General features: G+C 68.3%; 24 protein-coding genes. 5 read left to right on the top strand and 19 right to left on the bottom strand.

What is annotated here, in order from left to right:
• Positions 1–15: 15 nt before the first annotated feature.
• From AC5RT8_RS11125 to AC5RT8_RS11085, 9 genes are all read right to left on the bottom strand, one after another.
• Positions 16–900 carry a M23 family metallopeptidase gene (locus tag AC5RT8_RS11125; RefSeq protein ID WP_494095766.1) on the bottom strand — a complete coding sequence of 295 codons (885 nt, stop codon included), beginning with the start codon at positions 898–900 and terminating at the stop codon, positions 16–18.
• Between the two features lie 292 nt (positions 901–1,192).
• Complete coding sequence (locus tag AC5RT8_RS11120; protein ID WP_494095765.1) at positions 1,193–2,245, bottom strand: FecCD family ABC transporter permease; 1,053 nt, start codon at positions 2,243–2,245, stop codon at positions 1,193–1,195.
• The gene (locus AC5RT8_RS11115) at positions 2,242–3,345 is read right to left on the bottom strand and encodes a FecCD family ABC transporter permease (protein ID WP_494095764.1); all 1,104 of its coding nucleotides are present in this window, start codon (positions 3,343–3,345) and stop codon (positions 2,242–2,244) included. The genes AC5RT8_RS11120 and AC5RT8_RS11115 overlap by 4 nt, the downstream gene beginning before the upstream one ends.
• A 4-nt stretch (positions 3,346–3,349) precedes the next feature.
• Positions 3,350–4,372, bottom strand: a complete 1,023-nt coding sequence (locus AC5RT8_RS11110) for an iron-siderophore ABC transporter substrate-binding protein (RefSeq protein WP_494095763.1) — start codon at positions 4,370–4,372, stop codon at positions 3,350–3,352.
• Positions 4,373–4,439: 67 nt separating this feature from the next.
• Positions 4,440–5,441: a siderophore-interacting protein gene (locus AC5RT8_RS11105; RefSeq protein WP_494095859.1), complete on the bottom strand. Its 1,002-nt coding sequence runs from the start codon at positions 5,439–5,441 to the stop codon at positions 4,440–4,442.
• A gap of 92 nt (positions 5,442–5,533) precedes the next feature.
• The gene (locus tag AC5RT8_RS11100; protein ID WP_494095762.1) at positions 5,534–6,439 is read right to left on the bottom strand and encodes an ABC transporter ATP-binding protein; all 906 of its coding nucleotides are present in this window, start codon (positions 6,437–6,439) and stop codon (positions 5,534–5,536) included.
• 1 nt (position 6,440) lies between these two features.
• A complete protein-coding gene (locus AC5RT8_RS11095) occupies positions 6,441–7,514 on the bottom strand; it encodes a FecCD family ABC transporter permease (RefSeq protein WP_494095761.1) in 1,074 nt (357 codons plus the stop codon).
• Positions 7,511–8,620, bottom strand: coding sequence for a FecCD family ABC transporter permease (locus AC5RT8_RS11090; RefSeq protein WP_494095760.1), 1,110 nt, complete (start codon positions 8,618–8,620; stop codon positions 7,511–7,513). Before AC5RT8_RS11090 ends, AC5RT8_RS11095 begins: the two co-directional genes overlap by 4 nt.
• Before the next feature lie 119 nt (positions 8,621–8,739).
• Positions 8,740–9,810: a glutathione S-transferase family protein gene (locus AC5RT8_RS11085; protein WP_494095759.1), complete on the bottom strand. Its 1,071-nt coding sequence runs from the start codon at positions 9,808–9,810 to the stop codon at positions 8,740–8,742.
• A gap of 129 nt (positions 9,811–9,939) precedes the next feature.
• On the opposite strand from AC5RT8_RS11085, the gene AC5RT8_RS11080 reads away from it, so the two are divergent.
• Positions 9,940–10,986 (top strand): NAD-dependent epimerase/dehydratase family protein, encoded by a 1,047-nt coding sequence (locus tag AC5RT8_RS11080; protein ID WP_494095758.1) that lies wholly within the window; start codon positions 9,940–9,942, stop codon positions 10,984–10,986.
• A 7-nt stretch (positions 10,987–10,993) separates the two neighbouring features.
• Here the strand turns inward: AC5RT8_RS11080 and AC5RT8_RS11075 are convergent, their stop codons facing one another.
• Positions 10,994–11,971: an NAD(P)/FAD-dependent oxidoreductase gene (locus AC5RT8_RS11075; protein ID WP_494095757.1), complete on the bottom strand. Its 978-nt coding sequence runs from the start codon at positions 11,969–11,971 to the stop codon at positions 10,994–10,996.
• Positions 11,972–12,037: 66 nt separating this feature from the next.
• On the opposite strand from AC5RT8_RS11075, the gene AC5RT8_RS11070 reads away from it, so the two are divergent.
• On the top strand, positions 12,038–13,408 hold the full coding sequence (locus AC5RT8_RS11070; RefSeq protein WP_494095756.1) for an APC family permease: 1,371 nt from the start codon (positions 12,038–12,040) through the stop codon (positions 13,406–13,408).
• A 181-nt stretch (positions 13,409–13,589) separates the two neighbouring features.
• On the opposite strand, the gene AC5RT8_RS11065 is transcribed toward AC5RT8_RS11070, so the two are convergent.
• From AC5RT8_RS11065 to AC5RT8_RS11030, 8 genes are all read right to left on the bottom strand, one after another.
• A complete protein-coding gene (locus tag AC5RT8_RS11065; protein WP_494095755.1) occupies positions 13,590–14,663 on the bottom strand; it encodes a YihY/virulence factor BrkB family protein in 1,074 nt (357 codons plus the stop codon).
• 107 nt (positions 14,664–14,770) lie between these two features.
• Positions 14,771–15,082 (bottom strand): PRC-barrel domain-containing protein, encoded by a 312-nt coding sequence (locus tag AC5RT8_RS11060; RefSeq protein WP_494095754.1) that lies wholly within the window; start codon positions 15,080–15,082, stop codon positions 14,771–14,773.
• A 106-nt stretch (positions 15,083–15,188) separates the two neighbouring features.
• Positions 15,189–16,412: a mechanosensitive ion channel family protein gene (locus AC5RT8_RS11055; protein WP_494095753.1), complete on the bottom strand. Its 1,224-nt coding sequence runs from the start codon at positions 16,410–16,412 to the stop codon at positions 15,189–15,191.
• A 67-nt stretch (positions 16,413–16,479) separates the two neighbouring features.
• A complete protein-coding gene (locus tag AC5RT8_RS11050; RefSeq protein ID WP_494095752.1) occupies positions 16,480–17,523 on the bottom strand; it encodes an iron-siderophore ABC transporter substrate-binding protein in 1,044 nt (347 codons plus the stop codon).
• A gap of 146 nt (positions 17,524–17,669) precedes the next feature.
• On the bottom strand, positions 17,670–18,914 hold the full coding sequence (locus AC5RT8_RS11045; protein WP_494095751.1) for an NAD(P)/FAD-dependent oxidoreductase: 1,245 nt from the start codon (positions 18,912–18,914) through the stop codon (positions 17,670–17,672).
• Positions 18,911–19,255, bottom strand: coding sequence for a bifunctional 3-phenylpropionate/cinnamic acid dioxygenase ferredoxin subunit (locus tag AC5RT8_RS11040; RefSeq protein WP_494095750.1), 345 nt, complete (start codon positions 19,253–19,255; stop codon positions 18,911–18,913). The genes AC5RT8_RS11045 and AC5RT8_RS11040 overlap by 4 nt, the downstream gene beginning before the upstream one ends.
• A gap of 100 nt (positions 19,256–19,355) precedes the next feature.
• Entirely contained in the window at positions 19,356–19,814 is a 459-nt protein-coding gene (locus AC5RT8_RS11035) for a MarR family transcriptional regulator (protein ID WP_494095749.1), read from the bottom strand.
• Positions 19,815–19,923: 109 nt separating this feature from the next.
• The gene (locus AC5RT8_RS11030; protein WP_494095748.1) at positions 19,924–20,553 is read right to left on the bottom strand and encodes a TIGR03085 family metal-binding protein; all 630 of its coding nucleotides are present in this window, start codon (positions 20,551–20,553) and stop codon (positions 19,924–19,926) included.
• A gap of 197 nt (positions 20,554–20,750) precedes the next feature.
• Here AC5RT8_RS11030 and AC5RT8_RS11025 point away from each other — a divergent pair, with 197 nt between their 5' ends.
• A complete protein-coding gene (locus AC5RT8_RS11025; protein WP_494095747.1) occupies positions 20,751–22,721 on the top strand; it encodes an acyl-CoA dehydrogenase family protein in 1,971 nt (656 codons plus the stop codon).
• Positions 22,722–22,736: 15 nt separating this feature from the next.
• Here AC5RT8_RS11025 and AC5RT8_RS11020 read toward each other — a convergent pair whose 3' ends face one another.
• Positions 22,737–23,348: a TetR/AcrR family transcriptional regulator gene (locus AC5RT8_RS11020; protein WP_494095746.1), complete on the bottom strand. Its 612-nt coding sequence runs from the start codon at positions 23,346–23,348 to the stop codon at positions 22,737–22,739.
• 113 nt (positions 23,349–23,461) lie between these two features.
• Between AC5RT8_RS11020 and AC5RT8_RS11015 the strand changes: the two genes are divergently transcribed.
• Positions 23,462–24,244: an SDR family oxidoreductase gene (locus AC5RT8_RS11015; RefSeq protein WP_494095745.1), complete on the top strand. Its 783-nt coding sequence runs from the start codon at positions 23,462–23,464 to the stop codon at positions 24,242–24,244.
• A gap of 29 nt (positions 24,245–24,273) precedes the next feature.
• The gene (locus AC5RT8_RS11010; protein ID WP_494095744.1) at positions 24,274–25,533 is read left to right on the top strand and encodes an acyl-CoA dehydrogenase family protein; all 1,260 of its coding nucleotides are present in this window, start codon (positions 24,274–24,276) and stop codon (positions 25,531–25,533) included.
• Positions 25,534–25,535 lie beyond the last annotated feature (2 nt).

The raw sequence follows: 25,535 nt of genomic DNA, 5'->3' as shown, positions 1-25,535 counted from the left end.
GCCGGCTTCCGGGGGCTAGAGCCAGCCCATCGGATCTTCGTAGTCTCCGTGGCGGAGCACCTCGAAGTGCAGGTGCGGCCCGGTGGAGTTCCCGGTGCTGCCGACCCCGCCGACCACGGTACCGGCGTCCACCGCCTGACCCACGCTCACGTCAATGGTGTTGAGGTGGTTGTAGGTGGTCTGCACGCCGTCGCCGTGGTCGATCACCACGCGCAGGCCGCCGCCGCCGGTGGTGTGCCAGCCGGCCTCCGTGACGGTTCCGCCCAGCATGGACTTCACCGGTGTTCCGGTGACCGCCCCGAAGTCCGTTCCGGTATGGAATTCCAGGGCGCCCGGGGCCAGCGGGTTGTTCCGGTAACCGAACGGGGACGTGACGGCCATGTCGTCCACGGGAGCCACAGGCCCCGGCGCCGGCTCCGGTTCGGGCGCCGGTTCGGGGGCGGGTTCCGGTTCCGGTTCCGGAGCCGGTCCTGTTGCGGCGGGGTCCGGTTCCGTTCCGCCGTCGGCAGCGCCGCCCTCGGGCGACTCCCCGTCCTGGGCGGCCCCGGCCTGTGATGCGGGTTGCACGACAACCTGGCGTTCCACATGCAGGTCCGGTTCGACTGATCCCGCCGTCCCGGTGACGACCCCGCCTATGGCGACGGCGGCGGCAATGGACAGCGCGCCGGTCCGCCGGTTGGGTGCATCGTTCTCCTGGTGCCAGTTTTTGGCCTGGACGCCCAATCCCTTGGCAGAGGCCCCCAGCGCCTTCGCCCGGGTGCCCGCCTGCCTGGCCGCCTGCCTGGCCGCCTGCCCGCCCAGAGCCTCGGTCCGGGCACGGAGCTTAGAGAATGTGCGGAGCAGGGCCGGGGAGGAATCGGTGTTCTTTGAATCTGCAGAGTCTAAAAAGTGCTCGGTCAACAATCACCTCAGTGTGCGTTGGTCCAGAACTCTTCTGTGATCCGGACTCTTGTCCGTTGTGTTCCGGTCCCGGGCAGCCTTCACCGGGTTCCGTGGAGCAATGAAGCCGGACTGGAATGGATGTGTTGGGCCCGTCGCGGTCCGCTGCATAACATTCCGGCCCAGCTTCAATTTTAGAAACCGGCGGGCTGCCCGTCCGCCTTATGTGGCCAATCCCAACGGCCCTGGTGACCCGCATCCGGCACCCGTGTGCCGTGGCTCTCCCGGATCCCCGGCCGGTGCCCGGTCCGGCTCAGAGCACGCCCTTCCGCGCCTCCCCGAACAACAGGTACCCCAGGTACAGGCTGCCCAGCGCCGCGGTGAAGATACCCACGGGCAGGGCCGCACCGATGTCGATCTGCTGCACCGTGAAATCGGAGAGGGCCAGCACCAACGCCCCCACCAGCGCCGGTGCAACCACGCCCGGTGACGAGACGCCCAGCAGCCGCAGGGCGATCTGCGGGGCAACCAGGGCAACGAAGGCCACCGGCCCGCACACACTCACGGCAGCCGCAGCCAGCACCACTGCCAGCAGGACGGCAATAGTGCGGGTCCGGACCACCCGGACACCGAGCGCCTCGGCCATGTCATCACCCAGCGAGACCACGTTCAGCTGCCGCTGCAGCGCCGCGGCGGCAGGCAGGACGAGGACCAGGGCGACGGCGATGGTGGCCACATGGGACCAGGACCGGGAAGCCAGGGAGCCGTTGAGGTAGAACGCCAGTGTCTGCGCCTGCTGCTCCCCCACGGTCGTCATTGCCAGCGAGGTCAAGGCGGTCGCCACCGCGGAGATGCCGATACCGGCCACAATCAGCTTCCCGGGCCGGGCGAAACCGCGCCCCGTGCTCAGCCAGACCAGTCCCACTGCGATGCCGCCGCCCACGATCGCGGCGACGGGCACGGGCAGGTAGCCTGGCCACAGCGTGCTCACGGCCGCTCCGGCAGCGGCTCCGCTGGTCAGCCCGACCACCTCCGGGCTGCCCAGCGGGTTGCGGGTCACTGTCTGGAAAAGGGAGCCCGCCACCCCCAGCGCAATACCTGCCCCGACGGCCGTCAGGAAGCGGGGTCCGCGCAGCCGTTCGAGCACAAAGGACGCGCTTCCCTCCGGCGGCGAGACGGCAAGTCCCGCCAGTTCGGACCACGTCAGGCCCAGGTCTCCGGCGGTCAGCGTGAATGCACCGACCATGAGCAGTGCGACGGAAAGAAGCAGGCAGACCAGGACGCTGCGCCTGCGGTAGTGGAAGCTCAGCCGCTTCCCCAGGCGGAAGGTGCGGGAAGACGCGGACGCGCTGCGGACGCCGCTCATGCCACGGCCCGCATCCGGCGTACGGCCAAAATCAGCAGCGGTGCGCCCAGCAGGGCGGTGATGACGCCGGTAAGCATTTCCCCCGGCTGCGCCACGAGGCGCCCGGCGACGTCGGCGAACAGGAGCAGGGCCGGGCCGACGACGGCGCTCAGGACCAGCAGCCAGCGATGGTCCGGGCCGGTGAAGCTGCGCACGATATGCGGCACCGCGAGGCCGACGAAGCCGATGGGCCCGACGGCGGCGGTTGCCGATGCGCACAGGAGTGCGGCGGCCAGCGCGGCGGCGATCTTGGTCGCCTGCGGCCGCAGGCCGAGCGACGCAGCTGCCTCCTCGCCCAGGGCCAGGGCATTCAACGACCGTCCGGTGGCGAGGGCTGCCACCAGTCCCACCAGGAAGAACGGCAGGACATCGTAGGCCTGCTCCATCGTCCGGCCGCTCAGGGAACCCACGGCCCAGAACCGGTACATGCTGAACACGTCGGGCCGGGTCAGGGCCACGGCCTGGATGTAGGACATGAGCACCGCCGAGATCACGGTGCCGGCCAAGACCAGCCGGACCGGCGTCGAACCGCGCCTGCCGGAGGCAAGGCCGTACACCACCACCACGGTGACTACGGCGCCGGGCAGGGCCACCCAGACATTCGCACTGGTGGCGCCGAGGCCGAAGAACGCCATGCCCGTGACCATTGCGGCCGCGGCGCCCGCGTTCACGCCCAGGATGCCCGGGTCTGCGAGCGGATTGCGGGTCAACCCCTGCATAATGACTCCGGCCACAGCCAGGGCGGCACCGGCCACGATGCCCAGAACGGTCCGCGGGATCCGGCTGGCCACTACGTCATCCGCGTAGGTGCTGCCGGTACCGCGGATTTCCGTCCACAGCGACGCGGCTACCTCCCCCGGGCTCAACTGATGGGCACCGACTGCAAGGCTGGTGATGACGGCGAGGAACAGCACTGCCAGCCCTGCGGCCAGCAGCGCCGTCCCGCGCCCGGCGCCCAGCAGCGGGCTTCCATGCCCGGATGCGGGACGCCGAAGAGCGGCCGGCGCACCGGCACCGGCCGCCTGCTGGTCTCCGGTTTTCACCGGGACCGGAGCCTGCATCGAATCAGTCGACCTTGGCAACTGCTTCTTCGATCATGGGCTCGAACCGGTCCAGCACCCACGGGACGCTCAGCGGGGTCAGGAAGCTGGAAGCCATCCCGACCTGGCGGTCGAGGTTGCGCACCACGGATCCCCGCTCCACTGCCGGGATGGAGGCGAACAGGCGCTGCTCTTCGGTGCGCTGCTGCTCGGCTTCGTCGTTGTACCAGGTGAACAGCACGTCGACGTCGTTCAGCTTGCCGGCGTTCTCCAACCCCAGGTCGGAGGTGAAGCTGCCCTCGCTGGAGGGAATGTCCTGAACCTCGGGGGCCACCTCCATGCCCAGCGCGGTGAGGATGTCCACCCGCGCGTCACCCTCGTTGTAGAGCACCAGGGAGCCCGGGGCACCGCCGCCCCAGACGTAGGCGAAGGTCTTGCCTTCGAACTCGGGATGCTCGGCCGCACTGTCGGCGAGGGCCTCCTTGACGCCGGACACCGCGTCCTCCGCTGCCTCCGGTTCACCCAGTGCCTTGCCGATCAGCGAAATGTGGTCGTCCCAGTCGATGTTCCAGGCCTTTTCGGGGTAGGCCACCGTGGGGGCAAGATCATTGAGGATGTCGAAATCCTCCTGGGTGATGCCGGAGTTGGGGGCCAGGATCAGATCCGGCTCCAGGGCGACAATGGCATCAATGTCGATGTCCTGTCCCCCGGTGAAGGTGGCCGGGAAATCGTCGCCGCGTTCCTCGATGGCTTCACTGACCCACGGGTAGTTGCCGTGTTCGTCGTTGCCCCAGGTGACCTCTTCGACGCCCACGGGCGTGGTGCCCAGCGCGACGGCGGTGTCCGCGGAGCCCCAGCCAATGGTGACCACCCGTTCGGGCTTCTCCTCGATCACGGCCTGCCCCAGGGCGGAGTCGATGGTCACGGGGAACTGCTCTGACCCTGAAGCATCGGGGGCGGAGTCGGTCGCGGCATCGGCGCCGCAGCCGCTCAGGGCCACCAGGACTGCGGGAACCGCCAACAGGGCAGCGAGCGGTGCTCTCTTCATCGTTTTTCCTCTCAGAAAGACCGGCCGCCGAACGGCGCGCCGGGTAAAAAAACCAGGGTGATGCGGGCTAGGAAAGCTCGGCGCGGCCCTTGCGCCAGTAGCCCATAAAGGCCACCTGTTTGCGGTCGATCCCGACGTCGCGCACCAGGTACCGGCGCAGGCCGCGCACCACGGCTGCCTCGCCGGCAATCCAGGCGTAGAACGGCAGGGCGCCGGACGGGGCGTTCGGATTCCGCGAGGCTTCCACCGCGGCAGGGTCCAGCCGCTGGGGGGTTTCCCACAGGATGTTCTCGTCCACGTTGACGTCTTCGGGTTCCCGCAGGGCGGGGCCGGGGCGGAAGGGAACGCCGTCGGCGGTCTTCACCGAGGCCCAGCCGGGCAGTGCCACGACCTGCCGCACCGCGGCGTCGAGCAGTTCGCCGTGCTCCCGGGAGCCGCGGGCCAGCCAGATCACCTGCACCCCGGAGCCGGTGTGCACCTCCTGCCGGTCGCCGCTGGAGGGAATCTCCATCACTGCGTGCCCGGTGACGTCTTCGGGCAGCGACTCCAGGATCGCGGTGATGGCCGGAACAGCGGTTTCGTCCCCGGCCAGCAGCACGTGCCGGGCCATGCCGGGACGCCATTCAATGCCTCCGTAGGATTCGGCAGTCACGCACTGGGCCACATTGGGGCCGATGATGCAGACCCGGTCCCCCGGTTCCGCCGCGGCGGCCCAGCTGGAGGCCGGTCCGCCCTTGCCGTCCTCGTCGAAGTGCATCACGAAGTCCACGTCGATCTCCGGTTCGGGACCGGAGCAGCGCGCCTCGCGGACGGTGTAGGTGCGCATGCAGCCGCGGGTGGCCGGATCCAGCTTCAGCCAGTCCTGGTACCAGCCGGCGTCGAGGGTGGACAGGTCCGGCAGCGGCAGGGAGGTGCCGTCAGCGTCCACGCAGGGCACGATCACCTTGATCCGCAGGTCGTGCGTCAGGCCCTGCACGCCGAAGTCGGCGAGGCACGGGCCGGCAAAGGTCACGCGCTGGAAGTTCGTGCCGACCCGGGCAATCCGTTTCACCTCGACGTCGAAGGACATCACGGCGCCGGCGCTGCGGGCACGGCGCCCCGGGTGGGCGGGCGCGGCTGCGGCGGGCGCGGCAGTGGCACCGGCGGCGGAGCGGACGTGGGTCATGATGCGGCCTCCATGGGCTCGTTGATGCCGGACCGGCGCTGGTGATCTCCCGGATTGGGCAGGTAGCCCTGGGGCCTTTCGGCTTCCGGTTCCGGCTCTGCTTCCGGGGCGGCCCGGTGGTGGCGTCCGAGCGGGACGACCATCGGGGTGCCCGAAACAGGGTCGGGGATGACGCGGGAGGCCAGCCCGAAGACGGTGCCCACCAGTTCTTCTGTGACGACGTCGGCCGGGGCCCCTTCTGCGGCGATCTTCCCGTCCTTCATGGCCACCAGGTGGTCCGCGTACCGGGCTGCCAGGTTCAGGTCGTGCAGCACGATGGCCACGGTGGTGCCGGCGCGGCGGTTCAGGTCCGTGATCAGGTCCAGGACCTCGATCTGGTGGGTGACATCCAGGAAGGTGGTGGGCTCGTCCAGCAGCAGGATGTCCGTTTCCTGGGCCAGGGCCATGGCAATCCAGACCCGCTGGCGCTGGCCGCCGGACAGCTCGTCCACGTTCCGCCCGGCCAGGTCCACGGTGTCCGTGGCGGCCAGCGCGGCGGCCACGGCGTCGTCGTCGGCTGCCGTCCACTGCCGGAACCAGCCCTGGTGCGGGTAGCGGCCGCGTCCCACCAGATCCGCGACGGTGATGCCTTCGGGCGCGGTGGGGGTCTGCGGCAGCAGTCCGAGCGTGCGGGCCACCTGCTTGCTGGGCACCGAGGAGATGTCCTTGCCGTTGAGGTAGACGGTGCCGGCCGCGGGCTTCAGCAGCCGGGCCAGGCCGCGCAGCAGGGTGGACTTTCCGCAGGCGTTGGCACCCACGATGATGGTGATCTTTCCCGCGGGCAGGGTGAGCGAAAGCGAGTCCACCACCTTGCGCTCGTCGTATCCGAGCTCCAGCTTGTCAGCGGAGAGCAGGTTCTCCATGTCAGCCTCCTTGGCCTACGCGGTTTGACGTGACCAGCAGCCACAGAAGAAAAGGTGCCCCGAGGGCGCCGCTCACCACGCCCACCGGCAGGGTGACGCCGGGGAGAAGGTTGGCGCCGGCGAAATCCGCAGCCAGGACAATGCAGGCGCCGACCAGGCCGGCTGTCAGCAGGGAAGCTTGCCCGCCCGTGAGCCGCCGGGCGATGGGGCCGGAGAGGAACGCGATGAACGCCACCGGACCGGCGGCTGCGGTGGCCGCGGCGGCCAGGCCGACGCCTACAATGATCAGGGCCAGCCGTGCCGTTTCCACCCGGATGCCCAGGCCCGCGGCGGCATCGTCGCCGAGTTCGAGTCCGTGCAGGCTGCGGGCGAGCAGCGCGGCGGCGGGAAGCAGGACCAGCAGGAACACAGCCAGCACCGCGGCGCGGTCCCAGCTGCTGTTGTTCAGTGAGCCGTTAAGCCACACCAGCGCTTCGGAAGCGGTGCGGATGTCCGTCCGGGTCAGCAGGAAGCTCACCATCGCCTGCATGACGGCGGCGAAGCCGATGCCCACCAGCACCAACCGGTAACCCGCTGCGCCGCCGCGGCGGGACAGCAGGTAGATGGCCAGGGCCACGGCCAGCGCTCCGACCAGGGCGGTGACGGACACCGTGGTTCCGGCAGCACCGAAGAGCACAATGGCGCCTACGGCGCTGGCGCTGGCACCGTAGCTGATCCCGATGATGTCCGGGCTGGCCAGCGGGTTGCGCAGCAGTGTCTGGAACACCGCCCCGGCTATCCCGAACGCCACTCCGATCAATGTCCCGATGACGGCACGGGGAAGCTTGCTTTCCATCAGGATGTAAGTGGCGCCGGGTATCTGCTCGCCGAACAGGATCCGGAAGAAGTCGGGAATGGTGAAGGTATAGGTGCCCAGCAGGACGTAGACCGCGAACAGCACGAACACCGCGGCGGCCAGCAGCGCCGGCACCGCTACCCGGCGGCGTCTTCCCTGTTTCCGGGCGGCCCGGACCGCTTCAGCTGCGCCGGCAGGCGGGATGCGGGGTCCGCGGGCAGTCTCGACGGCGGCGCTCACAGCTCCGCCAGCTTCCGCCGCCGCACCAGCCAGATGAAGACCGGCGCACCGATCACGGCGGTGGTGACCCCGACGGGGATCTCCCCCGGCGGCAGCAGGACCCTGCCCGCCACGTCCGCGGTGACCAGCAGTGCCGGCGCGAGGAGCATGGAGAAGGGCAGGATCCAGCGGTAATCCGGGCCGGTGAAACTGCGCACCACATGCGGGATGACCAGGCCGATGAACGCGATGGGTCCCGCCGCGGCTGTGGCCGCGCCGCACAGCAGCACCACTCCCAGGGCGGTGATCCCCCGCGTCAGTCCAACGCGCTGTCCGAGCCCGCGGGCAACGTCGTCGCCCAGGCTCAGGCCGTTCAGCGCGCGTCCGGCACCGAGCGAAATCAGGGCACCGGCCGCCAGGAACGGCAGCACTGCGGCGATGGTGTCCCAGTTCCGTCCGGACACACTGCCCACCTGCCAGAACCGGAAGGTGTCCAGGGTCTGCTGGCTGGACACCAGCACGGCGTTGAGCAGGGACATCAGTCCGGCGCTCAGCGCGGCGCCGGCCAGGGCCAGCTTCACCGGCGTGGCGCCTTCCCGGCCGAGGCTCGCGACGAGATATACGACGGCGGCGGCTCCGGCGGCGCCGGCCAGGGCAAACCAGATGTAGCCGGGCAGCTCGGTGACGCCGAAGACGTAGATGCCCAGCACCACTGCGAACGCGGCACCGGCGTTGACGCCCAGGATGCCGGGATCCGCCAGCGGGTTGCGGGCCACGCCCTGCATGGCGGCACCGGCCAGGCCGAGGGCCGCTCCGGCGGCGAGCCCCAGGACGGTGCGGGGAACGCGGGAAAGGACCACTGCGTGGTCCCCGTTGGCCGGATCGAAGGCGGTAAAGGCGTCCCAGACGGTGCCGGGAGCGACGGGCCGGGCACCAATGGCCACCGATGCGGCGCAGGCACCCGCCAGGACGGCAACGGTCAGCAGGAGAAGTGCGGTGCGGTGCCTGGCCGTCCGCGGAGCCGGGCCGCCGGGGACGGGAGCCGGAACGGGGCGGTCCGGGGAAACGGAGAGGCCGGGAATGCCGGTGGAACCTGCGGCAGAACTCACAACGGCACCTCCTCCCATGGACCAAACTTAAGTAAGGCTAGCCTATGCAGGAGGGCTTTAAGAAACGTTTATGTTGCGTATTAGGTCGACGGTTCCACTTCCCCGTCCGGGACCGGTCCGGCCCCGGACGGAGACGGCTACTCCGCGCCGTGTCCGGGGGCCACGCGCTCGGATTTCCGCACCGGTCCGGGCGCGGTTCCGTCGCCGAAAGGCCGCCCGCCCAGCTGCTCGCGGCCGTGCGCCGAGAGCCAGTTGGAGAGGTCCGGCCCCTTCGGGATGATGCCGGTGGGATTGATGTCCTCGTGCACCACGTAGTAGTGCGCCTTAATCTGCTCAAAGTCCACGGTGTCCCCGAAGCCGGGCGTCTGGAACAGGTCCCGGGCATAGCCCCACAGGGCAGGCATCTCGGTGAGCTTGTTCCGGTTGCACTTGAAGTGTCCGTGGTAGACCGGATCAAAGCGGACCAGGGTGGTGAACAGCCGTACGTCCGCCTCGGTAATGGTGTCCCCGATCAGGTAGCGCTGCTTGGAAAGCCGTTCCTCCAGCCAGTCCATGGCGGCCCAGAGCCGGTCGTAGGCGGCGTTGTAGGCCTCCTGGGAGCCGGCGAATCCGCAGCGGTACACACCGTTGTTCACCTCGGTGAAGATCCGCTTGTTGACCCGCTCCATTTCCTCCATGTGCTCGGCGGGCAGCAGGTCCGGGGCGCCCTCGCGGTGGAAGTCCTTCCACTCCGTGGAGAAATCCAGGGTGATCTGCGGGAAGTTGTTCGTCACCACGGCACCGGTGGGAATGTCCACGATGGCCGGCACCGTGATGCCGCGGGTGTAGCCGGGCACGCGCTTGAAAAAGGCCTCCTGCAGCCGTTCGATGCCCAGTACCGGGTCCTTCCCGTCGGGATCCAGGTCGAAGGTCCAGCTGCGGGCGTCATGCGTGGGGCCGGGCAGGCCCAGCGAAATGGCGTCCTCCAGCCCCAGCAGCCGGCGGACAATGATGGTCCGGTTGGCCCACGGGCAGGCGCGGGCGGCCACGAGCCGGTAGCGGCCGGCCTCCACCGGGTAGCCGTCGCGGCCGTCGCGGGTGATCCGGGTTTCGATGTAATTCGTGTCCCGGGTATATTCCGTCCCGCCGGTCACATAGGAGCCTTTGGTGCTGTGTTCTGCCCCGCCCTGCAGGGAGCGGTTCTCCTGAGCTGTTCCTTCAGTGGTCATGCCCACAAGGTTAGCCCTTTCCGCCCTGCGCCGCGGCGGCCGGCTGCCTCCGCAAAGGCTGCCGTAAAGAGAGCACGGCGGTAGAGTCGGTGGGAACGCCGGCAGCAGTGCAACGGAAGGATCGAGACCATGCGGATAGCCGTCATCGGAGCAACCGGAAACGTGGGGACGGCCATTCTGCGCCGGCTGGCCACTGCACGCAGCGAGCGTGGCGATGTGGACGTGGTGGGCATTGCGCGCCGGGTTCCGGACACTTCGCTGCCTCCGTACAACGACGTCGAGTGGCACGCCATCGACATCGGCGACACCGGGAACGTCGGCACGCTGACCGAGGCACTGCGCGGGGCTGATGCGGTAATCCATCTGGCGTGGCTGATCCAGCCCAACCGGGACGAAGCGGAACTGCACCGGGTCAATGTGCAGGGGACGGAAAACGCGCTGGCTGCCGCAGCCGCTGCCGGGGTCCGCCAGTTTGTCTGTGCCTCCTCGGTGGGCGCGTACAGCCCGGCGCCGAAGGACCGGCTGACGGACGAGTCCTGGCCCGCCCGCGGTATTGCCAGCTCGCACTACAGCCGGCACAAGGGCGAACAGGAAGCGCTGCTGGACCGGTTCGAACTGGAATACCCGGAGATCGCGGTGGCCCGCCTCCGTCCGGGCCTGATTTTCTCTTCCGAGGCCGGAAGCGAGATCGGCGGTTATTTCGTGGGCCGGCTGATCCCCAAGTTCTTCCTCAACCGGCTGCCGCTGCCCCTGATTCCGCTGCCGAACGAGTTCGTGTTCCAGGCCGTCCATGCCGATGACATTGCCGATGCCTACTGGCGGGTGGTGGACCAGCGGGCCGAGGGCGCGTTCAACATTGCCGCCGATCCGATCATCACCCCGGAGCTGCTCGCCGGTGTGCTGGGGGCCAAACGGGTCCTGAACGTGCCGGTGAAACTGGTGCGCGCCGTCGTCGGCCTGACCTGGGCAGCGCATCTGCAGGCCACTGATCCCGGCTGGATCGACATGGCCGCCGGCGCACCGGTCATGGACACCACCCGGGCGCGGGAAGTACTGGGCTGGCAGCCGCGGCGGACCTCGCTGGAATCCCTGCGGTTCGTGCTGGACGGGATGAGCGCCGGTGACGGCGTGGCGGGCTCTCCCCTGCTCGCGCCCCGCAGCCAGGTCCGCCGCTAGCGGGGTCCTAGACCGCTTCGCGCAGTGCTGCGGCCTCCACCATGCCTGCAGCCGGGTCCTCCCCGGCGGAGGCCACGGCCAGGCCGAGGTCCTCTTCGAGAAGCTTGGCGTTGACCACCACCGCCAGCCGGTACGCGTCCCCGGCTGCGGCAACCACCTGGGCGGAGGGGTCGGTGGCATTGCCCACGGCCCAGATCCGCTCCCGGCTGGTTCGCCCCAGTTCATCGGTGACGATACAGCCGTCGTGGTCCACCTCCAGATGCCCGGTGAGCCCGGCGTCCATCTCCGCTTCGGGTTCCAGGAAGAGGGCCTCGCAGGGAACGGTCCGCCCGTCGGCCAGGGCCAGGCCCGCCAGCGCGTCGGATTCAATGTCCAGTTCCGCCACCTCACCGGCGAGCACCCGGATCCCCATGGCGGCCAGCCCGTTGGCGTCCTCTTCGCTGAGGGACATGTCGGCGTGCAGCACCAGCACCACGTCCGGAGAGAAGGTGCGGACCAGCTGCGCCTGCTGGATGGAGGTTTCCCCGGTCCCCAGCACGGCCAGCTTTTTACCTGCCGTTTCGTAGCCGTGGCAGTAGGGGCACTGGAGCACATCCCGGCCCCAGCGGGAGCGCAGGCCGCCGATGTCCGGCAGGACGTCCCGCAGTCCGGTCGCCAGGATCAGCTGGCGGCCGCGGAACTCGCGGCCGTCCCCGGTCCGGACCGTGCCGGAGGGTTCCACCGCTTCCACCGTCGCCTCGATAACGTCGACGCCGTAGCCGCGCACTTCGGCGCGGGCGAGGTCGAGGAGTTCGGCCGGCGGCGTGCCGTCACGGGTGGGGAAGCCGTGGACGTGGCCGGCAGGCGCGTTGCGCGGGAATCCGGCGTCGAGCACCACCACCCTGCGGCGTGCACGCCCCAGGACCAGTGCGGCCGTGAGCCCGGCAATGCCGCCGCCGACAATAACTACGTCATACCGTGTGGGTGCAGATTTCGAACTGGTCATAGCTAATTTTTACAGGACCGCAGGCCAATCATCAGCATTCTTAGTATCTTGTCTAGACTTTCCCCTATGGAAGAAACCACGCAGGAAAAGCCTGCCTCCAAACTCAAGCAGGGCATTACCGGCCCCATGCTCTATCTGTTCATCCTCGGTGACGTACTTGGTGCAGGAATCTATGCACTCGTGGGCGAGGTCTCCGGCGAAGTAGGCGGCGCCATCTGGGTGCCCCTGGTGGTCGCCCTGGTCCTCGCGCTGCTGACCGCCGCCTCCTACGCGGAGCTGGTGACGAAATATCCGAAGGCCGGCGGTGCAGCGGTATTCGCACAGCGTGCGTTCAAGGTTCCCGCCATTTCCTTCCTGGTCGGTTTCGCCATGCTCGCTGCCGGCGTGACCAGTGCGGCCGGATTGGCGCTGGCGTTCACCGGCGACTACCTCACCCCGTTCCTGGACGTCCCCCCGGTCCCGGCGGCCATCGTGTTCCTGCTGCTGGTGGCATTGCTGAACGCCCGCGGCATCTCCGAATCGGTGCGCAGCAACGTGGTCATGACCGTCATTGAGGTTTCCGGGCTTGTGCTGGTCATTGTGCTGGTGGGGCTGATGCTGGGCAAGGGCGAGGGGTACACGGAACAGGTCACCCAGTTCCCGGCAGGCGTCAACCCTGGCACGGCGGTCCTCGCGGCCTCCGTAATCGCCTACTACTCCTTCGTGGGCTTCGAAGTCTCCGCCAACATCGCCGAGGAGGTCCGCGACGTCCGACGGGTCTACCCCCGCGCGATTTTCGCCGCCATGCTCACGGCCGGCCTGGTGTATGTCCTGATCGGCCTGGCCGCGTCGGTCGCCCTGCCCACCGAGGATCTTGCCGGTTCCTCGGGCCCGCTGCTCGACGTCGTCAGCGCCACCGGGTTCGGCGTCCCGGAGTGGCTCTTCAGCCTGATCGCCCTGGTTGCCGTGGCCAACGGAGCCCTGCTGACCATGATCATGTCCTCCCGGCTGACCTTCGGCATGGCGGAGCAGGGCCTGCTCCCGGGTGTCTTCGGCAAGGTCCTGCCTCGCCGGAAGACCCCGTGGGTGGCCATCATTGCCACCACCGCCGTGGCCATGATCCTGACCACGACCGGCGGACTGGCCTCGCTGGCGGAGACCGTGGTCCTGCTGCTGCTTTTCGTCTTCCTGAGCACCAACATTGCCGTGATTGTGCTGCGCAGGGACAAGGTGGAGGAAAAGCACTTCCGGACCCCCATCGTGGTGCCATACCTTGCCATCGCCTCCTGCGTACTGCTCCTGACCCAGCAGGACGCCACCGTGTGGCTGCGGGCCGGCATCCTGATGGCCGTCGGTCTGCTGCTGTTCGGAGTCCGGTTCCTGGCCAAGGGAAAGAACCTCGGCGCCAAGGGCCACCGCGGTGCGGATCAGTCGCCGGAGCCCGCCGCAAAGCAGTAAGCCCCGCAATCGAGAAGGCACGAATTACCGTTTTCACGCCGAAAACCGGTAATTCGTGCCTTCTCGATAAGCAGACCCGTAATTCGTGCCTTCTCGATGGGAAGCCACACCCCGCATGCAAAACCGCCCCGGACCAAACGGTCCGGGGCGGTGTCGTCTGCGCTAACGGATGCGCCGGACGCTACTCGTGGAGGTCGTCGTCGTAATCCTTGCCGGCGTGCTGCTGGCGCAGCTTCCGGCCCTCGGCAATGTCTTCCTCCTGCTGTTCCTGGCGCTTCTCCGTCTGGCGGGTATCGCGCGGGGGAAGCTGCACGGATTGCTCCGCCTGGATTCCGGCCTGGAGCTCGCGCCCGCGTTCCACCTCGGCGTCGAACTCCGCCCCGAAGAGCAGGGACAGGTTGGCCAGCCAGATCCACAGCAGCAGCACGATCACGCCGCCGATGGCACCATAGGTGGCGTTGTAGTTGCCGAAGTTGGAAACGTAGAAGCTGAAGCCGAGCGTGACCACGGCCAGGACCACCAGGGCAATGAGCGAACCCATGCTCATCCAGCGGAACTTGGGCTGCTTGACGTTCGGGGTGGCGTAGTAAAGGATCGCGATGATCAGGACCGCGAAAATCACCATGACCGGCCACTTGGCGATGTTCCAGACGGTAACGGCTTCGCTGCCCAGGCCGATGACGTTGCCAATGGCTTCGGCAATCGGGCCGCTGACCACGAGCATCAGCAGCAGTGCGGCGGCCAGCAGGATCATGATCAGGGTCACCAGCAGCTGGATGGGGCGCAGCTTCCAGATGGGCCGGCCTTCATCCACTTCGTAGATGCGGTTCATGGCCCGGCCGAAAGCGCCCACGAAGCCGGAAGCGGACCAGAGGGCACCGAGGATACCGGCAATCAACGCGAGGCCGGCACCCTGCGAGGAGGTCAGCTGTTCGATGGGGCCTTCAATGACCTTCGCTGCGTCTTCCGGCGCGAACTGCCTGACGAAGTCCAGCAGCGCGTTGGTGGTGCTTTCGCCCTGGCCCACAAGGCCGAGGATGGAGACCAGTGCCAACAGGGCCGGGAAGATCGCCAATACGGTGTAATAGGTCAACGCTGCGGCGAGGTCCGTGCACTGGTCCTTGGAGAACTCGCGGATCGTCTTCTTGAGGATGTACTTCCAACTGGGCTTGGATACCTCAGTGGGTTTATCGGGCTTACTGGCATCGTCCGGGCTGGGCGCCGTCTCAGCCTTGCTGTTAGTCTCCTGTGCCACTGCGGCCTCCTGCTGGATTGAGTGTTCTGCCCCCCATCGTATTAGTAAGCGACCTTAGCAACAAAGGGATCCTGCCGGGCCGTTGTCCCGGCAGGCGTTGGCGGGGCTCAACCGAGCCGGTAGTAATCCATCAGGACGGCCTCTTCCGCGGGGCTGAGCGGGTTTTGCGGGTTCGCCCCGGGCGAGTGCGCCACCTGGTCCTTGGAGTAGTTCACGAAGATATCCCGGCCGTCGCGGCGGGCACCGACGAGCGGCACATAGTGTTCCTCCGCTTCGAACAAACCAAGGTCCACCGTGACCCAGACAGGTTCGGAGGTGGTGCGGTCCAGGTGCACTTCGCCCACGAGCCCCAGCCGCTCACCGTCGTTCGCCCAGACGCTGGAGCCCTGGATTTCGTGGAGCACAAAGGCATCCGCCATCTTTCCGTCCCTTCGCCGGTCCGGCCGAACTGCCGGGGTTCCTATTGGTGCCCGGCAGAATGCTTGCTGTCAACACCCCGGGCTACCTGTCGACAGGAAGGGGGGGTCAGCGCCGCCCGCCGTCGTCGGCGTTTTCCTCCCGTTCGGCGAAAACCTCCTCGCCGGGTCCGGAGAAGTTCACGCGGCGTTCCACGGCGTCGATGCTTCCGGTGAACAGCTGCGAGTCACTGGTGTCCGGATTGCGCGGAAGCGGTGCCGTACGGGGGCCGCTGTGCGCGGCCGAAGAGGTCTTCCGGACCTCTTCCCAGCGCTGGCGGGGCAGGGCATCCGGATGCCATTCCTGCAGGTAGCTCACCATGGTTTCGCGGATCAGGCAGCGCAGGTCAAACAGGGTTCCGCTGTCCTCTGCGCTAACCAGGATGCGGATCCGCACCACGCCGTTGACGGCCTCGGTGACCTGCAGCACGCTGGTGCGCTTATCCCACAACTCCGTTCCGGCGAGGGTTTCCTTGAGCTTGGCGCGCAGGTCCCCTACCGGCACGCGCCAGTCCAGATCCAGCTCCACCGTGCCCAGAATGGCCGACTGGCGGCGGGTCCAGTTCTGGAAGGGCGTGGTGGTGAAGTAGGTGGAGGGCAGGATCAGGCGCCGGTCGTCCCAGATGTGGACCACCACGTAGGTCATCGTGATTTCCTCGATGGTGCCCCACTCACCCTCGACAACGACGACGTCGTCCACCCGGATCGCGTCGGTGAAGGCGAGCTGCAGGCCGGCAAAGACGTTGGTCAGTGTTCCCTGCACGGCGAGGCCGGCAACGATGGAAAGGAGGCCGGCCGAGGCCAGGATACCGGCACCGAGGGCCCGGACCTCGGGGATGGTCAGAAGCACGCAGGCAACGGCAATGACGATCAGGACGGCAACGCCGATCCGGCGGCCGAGGATGACCTGGGTCTTGAGCCGCCGCAGCCTGCGGTTGTCCCGCGTATCGGTGCTGTACTTCGTGAGGATCATGGCCTCGGCCATCAGCAGAAGCACCACTGCCAGCCAGGCAATGGCGGCGATCAGGCCCACCACCAGCACATAGTCCACCGCCGGCAGCCATGAGGCACCGGCAGCCGTGGCCCCGAGGGCAATCCGCGTGCCGATCAGCGAAAGCCCCAGCCGCAGCGGATTCCGGGCCTTGAGGGAGATCTCCCGGATACCGGGCGTCCGGCGGAGTGCCCGGTGGGCCACCTCACGGAGAATCCGGGCGAGGATCAGGGCGACCCCTACCGCCACCAGCACGGCAAAGAGCGGTTTGAAGCTGACAGCAAGCGAAAGCAGGTCATCCATGCCTTCGATCATTTCAAACTGCGGTAGGGGCCTGTCCAATCGGTGTCCCGGCCCAGATGGCGCGGTCCTACTTCGCCTCGTCGGCCGCCGTTGCGGCGTCGGCGATCATCGGCACCACGTTGTCCAGCGCGTAGGGGATGCTCAGGACGTTGATGGCCGACGTGGAGAAGACGCGGGTCGGATCCGCGTCGGCCACGAGGCCGCCGTTCTTCACGGCGGGGATCTGGCCGAGCAGCGGATCGTCGGCAATGCTGTCCGCGACCTCTTCGCTGGCCACCCAGCTGACGAAGATGTCCGAATCCAGCTGGTTGAGGTTTTCATCCGACCACGGGATGTAGAACTCGTCGCCCTTGGTGTTCTCCGCGACCACGGGAGCCATGGTCAGGCCCAGGGACTCCAGGAACTTGGGACGGTTGTCCAGGGCGGTGTAGACGGAGTTTTCCGCACCCGGAGCGAGGTTGCCGTAAATGAAGGACTTGCCCGCGAGCTGCGGGTATTCGTCCGCCTTGTCGTTGATCGCCTGCTGGGTGTCCGCCACCAGCTGCTCGGCTTCGTCGCTCTTGCCCAGGGCTTCGCCGATCATGGTGGCCGTGTCCTGCCAGGAGGTGCCCCACGCGGTTTCGGGGTAGGCGACCACGGGGGCGATCTTGCTCAGTTTGTCGTAGTCCTCCTGGGACAGGCCCGAGTAGGCGGCGAGGATGACGTCGGGGTCGGTCGCGGCGACGTCGTCGAAGGCAATGCCGTCGGCTTCGGAGTACTGCGCCGGAGCGTTGTCGGAGCCGATGGGTGCGTCCAGGTCTTCGAGTGCCTCGTCGATCCACGGGGTGGTGCCCTGGTCATTGCCGCCGAATTCGATCAGCGGCATCCCCACGGGAACCACGTCCAGCGCCAGCGCGGTTTCGGCGTTGGCCCAGGCCACGGCGGCTACCCGCTCGGGAACCCCCTCAATGGTGGTCTCGCCGAAGGCATGCTTGATGGTGACCGGGAACTGGTCTTCCGCGACCGCGGCACTGGATTCCTTGTCCCCCGCGGCACCCGTGGAGCAGGCGGAAAGGGACAGAACGGCGACGGCAGCCGCAGCGGCAACGCGGCGCATCCGGGACAGGGCCATGTTGGGCTCCTTGGAACACGTAAATGAACGGAACGGACCCCGCGGTCGCGGATCCAAAATAAGGGTAGCCCAGGTTTTCACTAATTACGCAACGCTAATCTTTCGTAATCCCCTGCCCGGGGGCGGATCCGCCGCCCGGCACCCTTTTATGCCTTCCCGCGGGCCATCCTGCGCAGGTCGACGGCCGGGTCCTGCAGCAGCTCCGGGTCGAGGATGCGGCCGGATTCAACGAGCTTCCGGGCTGCCCGGACGGCGGTTCCGCCGTCAACGGCGGCTGCTCCGGCCAGGGCTCCGTCCAGGCCCAGGCGGAACACCATAAAGCCGGCACCGGGTTCACCGCGGAGCACTGTCCGGCCCGGGACCGCCATGCTGCCGACCACCTCCAGATGTACGCCGTAGCGGTCGGACCAGAACCAGTCGGCAGCACCGGCGCCGGGCTCGTCACCAAGCATTCCGGCGGCGGCCGCTTCACCGGTGCGGCGGGCCGCATCCCAGTGCTCGAACCGCCGCCCGGGCACGCCGTCCGGACCAATACGACGGGAGGAATCACCGGCGGCGAATATGCGCGGGTGGGAGGTGCGGCCGGCTGCGTCCACCAGCAGCCCGCCGTCCACGGCGAGCCCGGCAGTTTCAGCGAGCGCCGTCTCGGCCACGCTGCCCGCGGCCACCAGGACTGCGGTGGCCGGCAAGGCGCTGCCGTCCGCGAGGTCCACCCGCAGCCTGTTTCCGTCCCGGGCGACTGCGGCTGCTGTCCCCCGCACGTCCCTTGTGCCGTGCGCGGCATGGAGGCCATGCAGGTACCCTGCCATTTCCGGGCCCACGGCGTGCGCGAACGGCAGCTCGGCGGGATCCACCAGGGTGACTTCCGCTCCCAGGTCCCGTGCCGTTCCCGCCACTTCGGCGCCGATCAGTCCCGCGCCGAGGACCACCAGATGCTCACCGACGCCGAGCCGCGACTGCAGGTCAGAGGCGTCATCGGCACTGCGCAGGGTGAGGACGCCGGGAAGATTCATTCCGGGCAGCGCCAGCCGGCGGGCGCGGGCACCGGTGGCGAGCAGGACGACGTCGGCGGAAAGTTCCCTGCCCGAGGCCAGCGCCAGGCGGGGCGCCTCGGTGCCGTTGCCGGCGTCGAGCTTGTCCACGGCATCTGCCACCACGGTGATGCGGTTCTCCGCATACCACTGCCCGGGGGCCAGCTGCAGGCGGGGCCGGTCCAAAGTACCGGCCAGGAACGCCTTGCTCAGCGGTGGCCTGTCGTAGGGCAGTCCGGCCGGGTCCACGAGCGACAGCGCACCTTCGTACCCGCGCCGGCGGAGTTCGCGAACGGCGCTGAAGCCGGCGATTCCGCCGCCTACGACGGCGATGGACGCGGGGGCTGCGACAGCGGTCAAGCGTTGAGCGGGCTTTCGTTCGGGTAGAGCCACACGGCTCCGTCCCGCACGTCCACGCGGTGCGCCTTGGTGTTGATGAGGGCCGGCAGGCACAGGGCTTCGCCGGTGCGGAGGCAGAACCGTGCGGAGTGGATGGGGCACTCCACCTCGTCCCCCTCGATCCACCCGTCGGCCAGGGAGGCGTCTTCATGGGTGCAGGTGTCGTTGAGCGCGTAAAAGCGGCCGTTGTCGCTGTGGAACACGGCAATGTCGTCCGCGGTGCCCGCCGTTTCGGCGTCCACCGTCAGCGCCTCGCCTTCGTCTATCTCATCAACATCGGCAACGCGGATACCCTCGCTCATGCCCTTCCTTCCCGGCACCAGGCCGATAACGTGCTGCTCTTAGGTCAACACGTTACCCCGGCAGCGGAGGCTCGGAGGCCGCTGCCGGGGCGGACCCGTCCTACGGGGCCGCTCCCAGGGACGGCGCGCCGCCTGCTGCCTGCGGTCCGCGCCGCTCCAGGCCGCGGACGAGCGTGATCAGTTCCGACCGCAGCTCGGGGCCGAATCCCGCGGTGGAAGTATCCTGCTCCAGGTTTTCGGCATCGGCCAGCAGCTTCTGGCCGCGCTCCGAGATGGCCATCCACCGCCCGGACCGGCCAACAACCTCGGCCGGTACCTCTTCCACGAGGCCCTGCCCGGCCATGCTCACCAGCGCCGTCCCCAGGGTCTGGGCGGTGACCCGCAGGCGCCTGGCCAGTTCCGCGCGCCGCATGGGCCCGTCGGCCAGGAGCACGCGCAGCACCGTCACGCGCTCCTGGGTCAGTCCCACGGCCCGCAGCTTGTTATCTACTTCTCGTCTAACCAGTCTTGCAGCCGTTGAGAGCAGCCGCACGGGTTCCCAGTCCCCCTCGTTCTGCATCTTCCTGCTTTCCTGATACGTCATTGGTAGGCGGTTCTGCTCCGCTGAAACAATCAGTGTGCTTACTATTTCAACGGCAAAGAGGGGGTACTTGTCAAGCCGGGTGATGTTAGCCTGCCGCCCACTGCCTGAACATGCGGACCGGTTCACCCGCACCTTCGATGCTCACATTGGCGGCGGCGCGCCGGCCCATGGCATGCAGTGCAAGGTCCACCACGCCTCCGGAGACGAGTACGGACGGTGTTCCCGCCTTCACCCGGCGCCGCCCGGAGCCCGGCAGTGCCAGTTCCACGCCTACGGGGCTGCTCCGGTATCCCATCCGTGCCATCAGGCCCAGCTGCTTCCACAGCGCCTGCTGTTCTCCGGCAGGCAGTTCCCGCGGCGCAGCCAAGCCGTCGCCGCGGCGGATGTCCTCATGGTGGATGACGTATTCCACCAGGTTCGCCGCATCCAGCCGGTAGGGCGAAAACCGGGCCGGGCCGGCGGCAAACCGGTCCACAAGAGCGGCGTATCCCTCCGGGCTGGCGGCCGCGGCCGCCACTGCGCCCAGATGCTTTTCCTGTCCGGGTTTGGGCCGGCGGACCGCATCCGCGGCGATCTTCCACGGCGCGTGCTCGCGGAGCACCAGGTGGGCGAGCAGCCGGCGCACATCCCATCCGCCGCACAGCGTCGGCGCCAGCGGATCCGCCTCCCGCAGCGTCCGCACCAGTTCCGCGCGTTCCCTCTCGACCCATGCCATGACGATCTCCTTTGCACCACTGCCGGTTTCCGCCTGCGCCGGAGGGGTTGCCTCCGACATTGCGGCCTGCGGCCAACATTAGCCACCGAACACCCTTTACCCCTACCTACTGACGCGTAGCATGGTCCCCACAGTGGGCTGCTGCGGCGGTACCGGTACCGGCACCGGCTGCGCGGCCGTGACGGAGGAGAAATCCCATGAGCACCACTGACATTCATGACGCCAGCCGGAACAGAAGTGCCCGCAGAATCAAAGAGCGCGTGGTCACCGAGCAGGACGCCCGCAACGCCACCGAAGCTGCCCGGGATACCGGGGAGTCCCGGCCGAGTTTCGCCAAGGGAATCTATCTGGGCAACTACAACCTGGATCTTCTGGGTTCCCTGCCGCCGTCCGACCCCGACGAAGAAGCCCGCGCCCAACTGTTCCTTGACGCACTGACCGGCTACTGCCGGACCATGGACGGGCGGGCCATTGAACGTACCGGCCTGATTCCGGATGAGAACCTGCGCGGGCTGGCGGACCTGGGCGTATTCGGCATCAAGATCCCCCAGCATTACGGCGGCCTGGGCCTGTCCCTGCTGAATTACGGTCGGGCACTGATGATCCTGGGCACCGTGCACCCCAGCCTCGGCGCGCTGGTCTCGGCCCATCAGTCCATCGGCGTGCCGGAACCGGTGAAGGTCTTCGGGAACGACGCGCAGAAGGAGGAGTACCTGCCGCGCTGCGCTGCGGGAGCGGTCACGGCCTTCCTGCTCACCGAGCCCGACGTCGGATCCGATCCGGCCCGCCTGCGCACCACCGCCATTCCCTCCGACGACGGCAGCGGATACGTGATTGACGGCGTGAAGCTGTGGACCACCAACGGGGTGATTGCCGAGCTGGTGGTGGTGATGGCCGCAGTTCCGCCGCACGGCGATTCCAAGGGCGGCATCAGTGCGTTCGTGGTGGAAATGGACTCTCCCGGCATCTCGGTGGAGAACCGCAACAACTTCATGGGGCTGCGCGGCATCGAGAACGGGGTCACCCGGTTCACGAACGTCCGGGTGCCGGCGGCCAACCGTCTGGGACGCGAGGGCCAGGGCCTGAAGATCGCCCTGACCACGTTGAACACCGGGCGCCTGTCCATTCCGGCCATGTGCGCGGCTGCCGGCAAATGGTCGTTGAAGATTGCCCGCGGCTGGGCAGGAGCCCGCGAACAGTGGGGCCGGCCCATCGGCAGGCACGAAGCGGTGGCCAAGAAACTTGCCTACATTGCGGCCACCAGTTTCGCGCTCGAGGCGGTCTTCGAGCTCTCGGCCGAACTGGCCGACGCCGGCACCAAGGACATCCGGATCGAGGCTGCCCTGGCCAAGCTCTGGGCGAGCGAGATGGCGTACAACATTGCCGACGAGCTGGTCCAGGTGCGCGGCGGACGGGGCTTCGAGACCGCGGATTCCCTCGCCGCCCGCGGCGAGCGAGCGGTGCCGGCCGAGCAGCAGCTGCGGGACCTGCGGATCAACCGGGTGTTCGAGGGTTCCACGGAGATCATGCACCTGTTCATTGCACGCGAGGCGGTGGATGCGCATCTGTCCGCGGCCGGAGACCTGGCGGTGGCCGACGCCCCGGCGGGGGCCAAGGCCCGTGCAGCGCTGAAGGCCAGCGGCTTCTACGGCAAGTGGCTGCCCACGCTCGCTGCGGGCAAGGGCAACATGCCGACGTCGTATGCCGAGTTCGGCGTGCTGGCGCGGCACCTGCGCTACGCCGAACGCGCCTCGCGCCGGCTGGCCCGCTCCACCTTCCTCGGCATGGCCCGCTGGCAGGCCGGCTTGGAACACCACCAGGTGTTCCTGGGCCGGATCGTGGATATCGGTGCGGAGATTTTCGCCATCTCGGCCTCGTGCGTCCGTGCGGTGAACATCCGGGAGGAGGATCCGGCGGAGGGTGCGGGCGCGTTCGAACTGGCGGATGCCTTCAGCCGCGAGGCCCGGGTCCGGATCGAGTCCCTGTTCGACGGCCTCTGGCACAACTCCGACGACACCGACCGGAAACTCGCCAAGGGCGTCCTCGACGGGCGCTACACCTGGCAGGAGGAAGGCGTGCTGGACGGGTCCGAGGGGACCGGCCCCTGGATTTCGGAGACCGCCCGCGGATCCGGGGAGAAGGAGAACCTGCACCGCCGGTACCGGTGAACCCTGCTGCCGGGGTCAGCGTGCTCCCACCGCCCCGCGGCAGATCTGCACGTAGCGCACCGCCAGTTCCTCCGGGCTCAGCGGGCCGCCGGCGCGGTACCACTGGGCCACCCCGGTGCACATGGTGGTGACCGCCCGGCTGGCCTCTTTGGAATACCCGGTGGTGAAGCGGCCTTGGCGGACGGCTTCGGCCACGACGTCGTCGAGCAGCTTTTGCTGCCGGTCCCGCGCCGCGATGTGCCCTGTCCTGGCCGCGTCTTCCAGACTGCGGATCTCGCTGGCCGCAATGAAGGCGTGTTCCCAGCGGTAGGCGTGGACCAGGACGAGGCATTCGACCAGCAGCGCAAAACGCTGCTCGACGTCGTCCCCCGCCTCGGCAAGTGCCGCGGTGCTGCGTGCGTAGAGGTCCGCCATCGCCGATTCGGCTATGCCGACGAGCAGCGCCTGCTTGGACGGGTAGTGGTGGTAGAGGCCGGGCACCGAGAGTCCGGCCCGCGTGGCGACGGAACGGATGGCGGTGCCGTGGTACCCGTGCTCCACGAAACAGTCGAGGGCGGCGCGCAGCAGCGGCGGCAGGGCGGGAACGGAGAAATCGCGCCACGAGGGCTGCAATCGGTCAACGGTCATGGGCTCCTTTCCGGCGATAGTGTGACCCTTGACACTCTTGCGGGCCTGCACCAGACTAACCGTACCGAGCGGTCGCTCGGTAGTGGGTCGGCAGAGAGAAGTTGGCGGAGCACATGACCGAACCGGAGCAGCCTGCAGCACGACTCGAGGGCAGGACCGCCATAGTCACGGGAGCCAGCCGCGGCATCGGCCTGGCCATTGCCCGCCGCCTGGCCGCCGAGGGCGCGAAGGTCTGCATCACGGCCCGCAACATCGGGCCGCTGAAGGAAGCCGCCGCCGAATTCCCCGAAGGCGCCGTCCTGGCGATGGCCGGGAAATCCGACGATCCGGACCACCGCGCCGAGGTGCTGGACGCCGTGGCCGAAACCTGGGGCCGGCTGGACATCCTGGTGAACAACGCCGGGATCAACCCGGTGTACGGTCCGCTCACCGATCTGGACCCCGAGGCGGCCCGCCGGATCCTGGACGTCAACGTGCTCGGCACCCTGGCGTGGGTTACGGCGGTCTGCGCCCACGAAGCACTGGACTTCCGCGGCCGCGGAGGCTCGGTGCTGAACCTTTCCTCCGTCTCGGCCCAGACCCCCGCCGGCGGCATCGGCTTCTACGGCATCAGCAAGGCCGCCGTGGAACAGCTCACCCGCACCCTCGCCGTCGAACTTGCCCCTTCCGTACGCGTGAACGCACTGGCACCGGCCGTGGTCAAGACACAGTTCGCCCGCGCCCTGTACGAGGGCCGCGAGGAAAAAGTCAGTTCCACCTATCCGCTGAAGCGGCTCGGCACCCCGGAGGATGTTGCCGGCGCAGCTGCCTTCCTGGCGTCCGACGACGCCGCCTGGATCACCGGGCAGATCATCAACCTCGACGGCGGCCTGCTCGTGGCCGGCGGCTCGGCCTGACATTCCCACCGCCTCCCTAAGGACCCCTCATGAGCACCGTTTCCCTGCCTGCGGACATTGAAGACCTGCGCCGGCGCACCCGCGACTTCATCCGCGGCACGGTGATGCCCGCGGAGCCGAGCCCGGGCGCCGTCGTGCCGGAACCACTGCTGGCGGAACTGCGCACCGCCGCCAAGGCCGCCGGGGTCTTCGCTCCGCATGCGCCGCGCGAATACGGCGGGCAGGGGGTGCCGCTGGAGCACTGGTCCCCCATCTTCCAGGAGGCGGGCTACTCCCTGATCGGTCCTTCGGCGTTGAACTGCATGGCCCCGGATGAGGGCAACATGCATATGCTCCACCTGATCGGCAGCGAGGAACAGAAGCACCGCTACCTTGCCCCGCTGGTCTCCGGCGAGGCCCGGTCCTGCTTCGGCATGACGGAGCCGCATCCGGGCGCCGGATCGGACCCCGCGGCCCTGCGTAGCAGCGCCGCGAAGGTGGACGGCGGCTGGGTGATCAACGGGCACAAGCGCTTTACCAGCGGCGCCAACAACGCCTCGTTCTGCATTGCCATGGTGCGCACCGACGCGGTGGGCGGTGCCCCCGCCGGGGCCACCATGCTCCTGGTGGAGATGGACGCGCCCGGGGTGCGGATCGGCGAGCAGCTGCACACCATGGACCGGGCGATCGGCGGCGGACATCCGCATGTGCACTTCGACGACGTTTTTGTCCCGGACAACGCCGTTCTCGGCGCACCGGGCGAAGGCTTCCGCTACGCCCAGGTCCGGCTGGGTCCCGCCCGGCTGACCCACTGCATGCGCTGGCTCGGGCTGGCCCGGAGGTCCCTGGATATTGCACTGGACCGCACCAACCGGCGGGAGATCTTCGGCTCGGTGATGAACGAACTCGGCCTCGCCCAGGAAATGATCGCGCAGTCAGTGATCGATATTGAAACGTCCGACGCGATCATCACCAAGACCGCGGCCCTGCTCGAAGTTGATGCCAAGGCCGGCTCGGCACTGTCCTCCGTGGCCAAGACCCACACCTCGGAGGCGGTGTACCGGGTGATCGACCGGAGCCTGCAGCTGTGCGGGGGCGACGGCGTCACCGACCGGCTACCGCTGGCCTCCTATCTGAACGAGGTCCGTGCCTTCCGGATCTATGACGGCTCCAACGAGACGCACAAGTGGGCCATCTCCCGCCGCGCCTCGGCCCGGCGCCGCCGCGAGGTGGAGCACGGGGCTCCGGATCTCGCCGATGTCTCCCACCCGGCGTCCGACGCCGGGACCCGCGCCGAAGCGAAGGCCTGAAC

Source organism: Arthrobacter sp. Ms25 (genome assembly GCF_059090365.1).
This window is presented reverse-complemented; position numbering and strand designations above follow the sequence as displayed.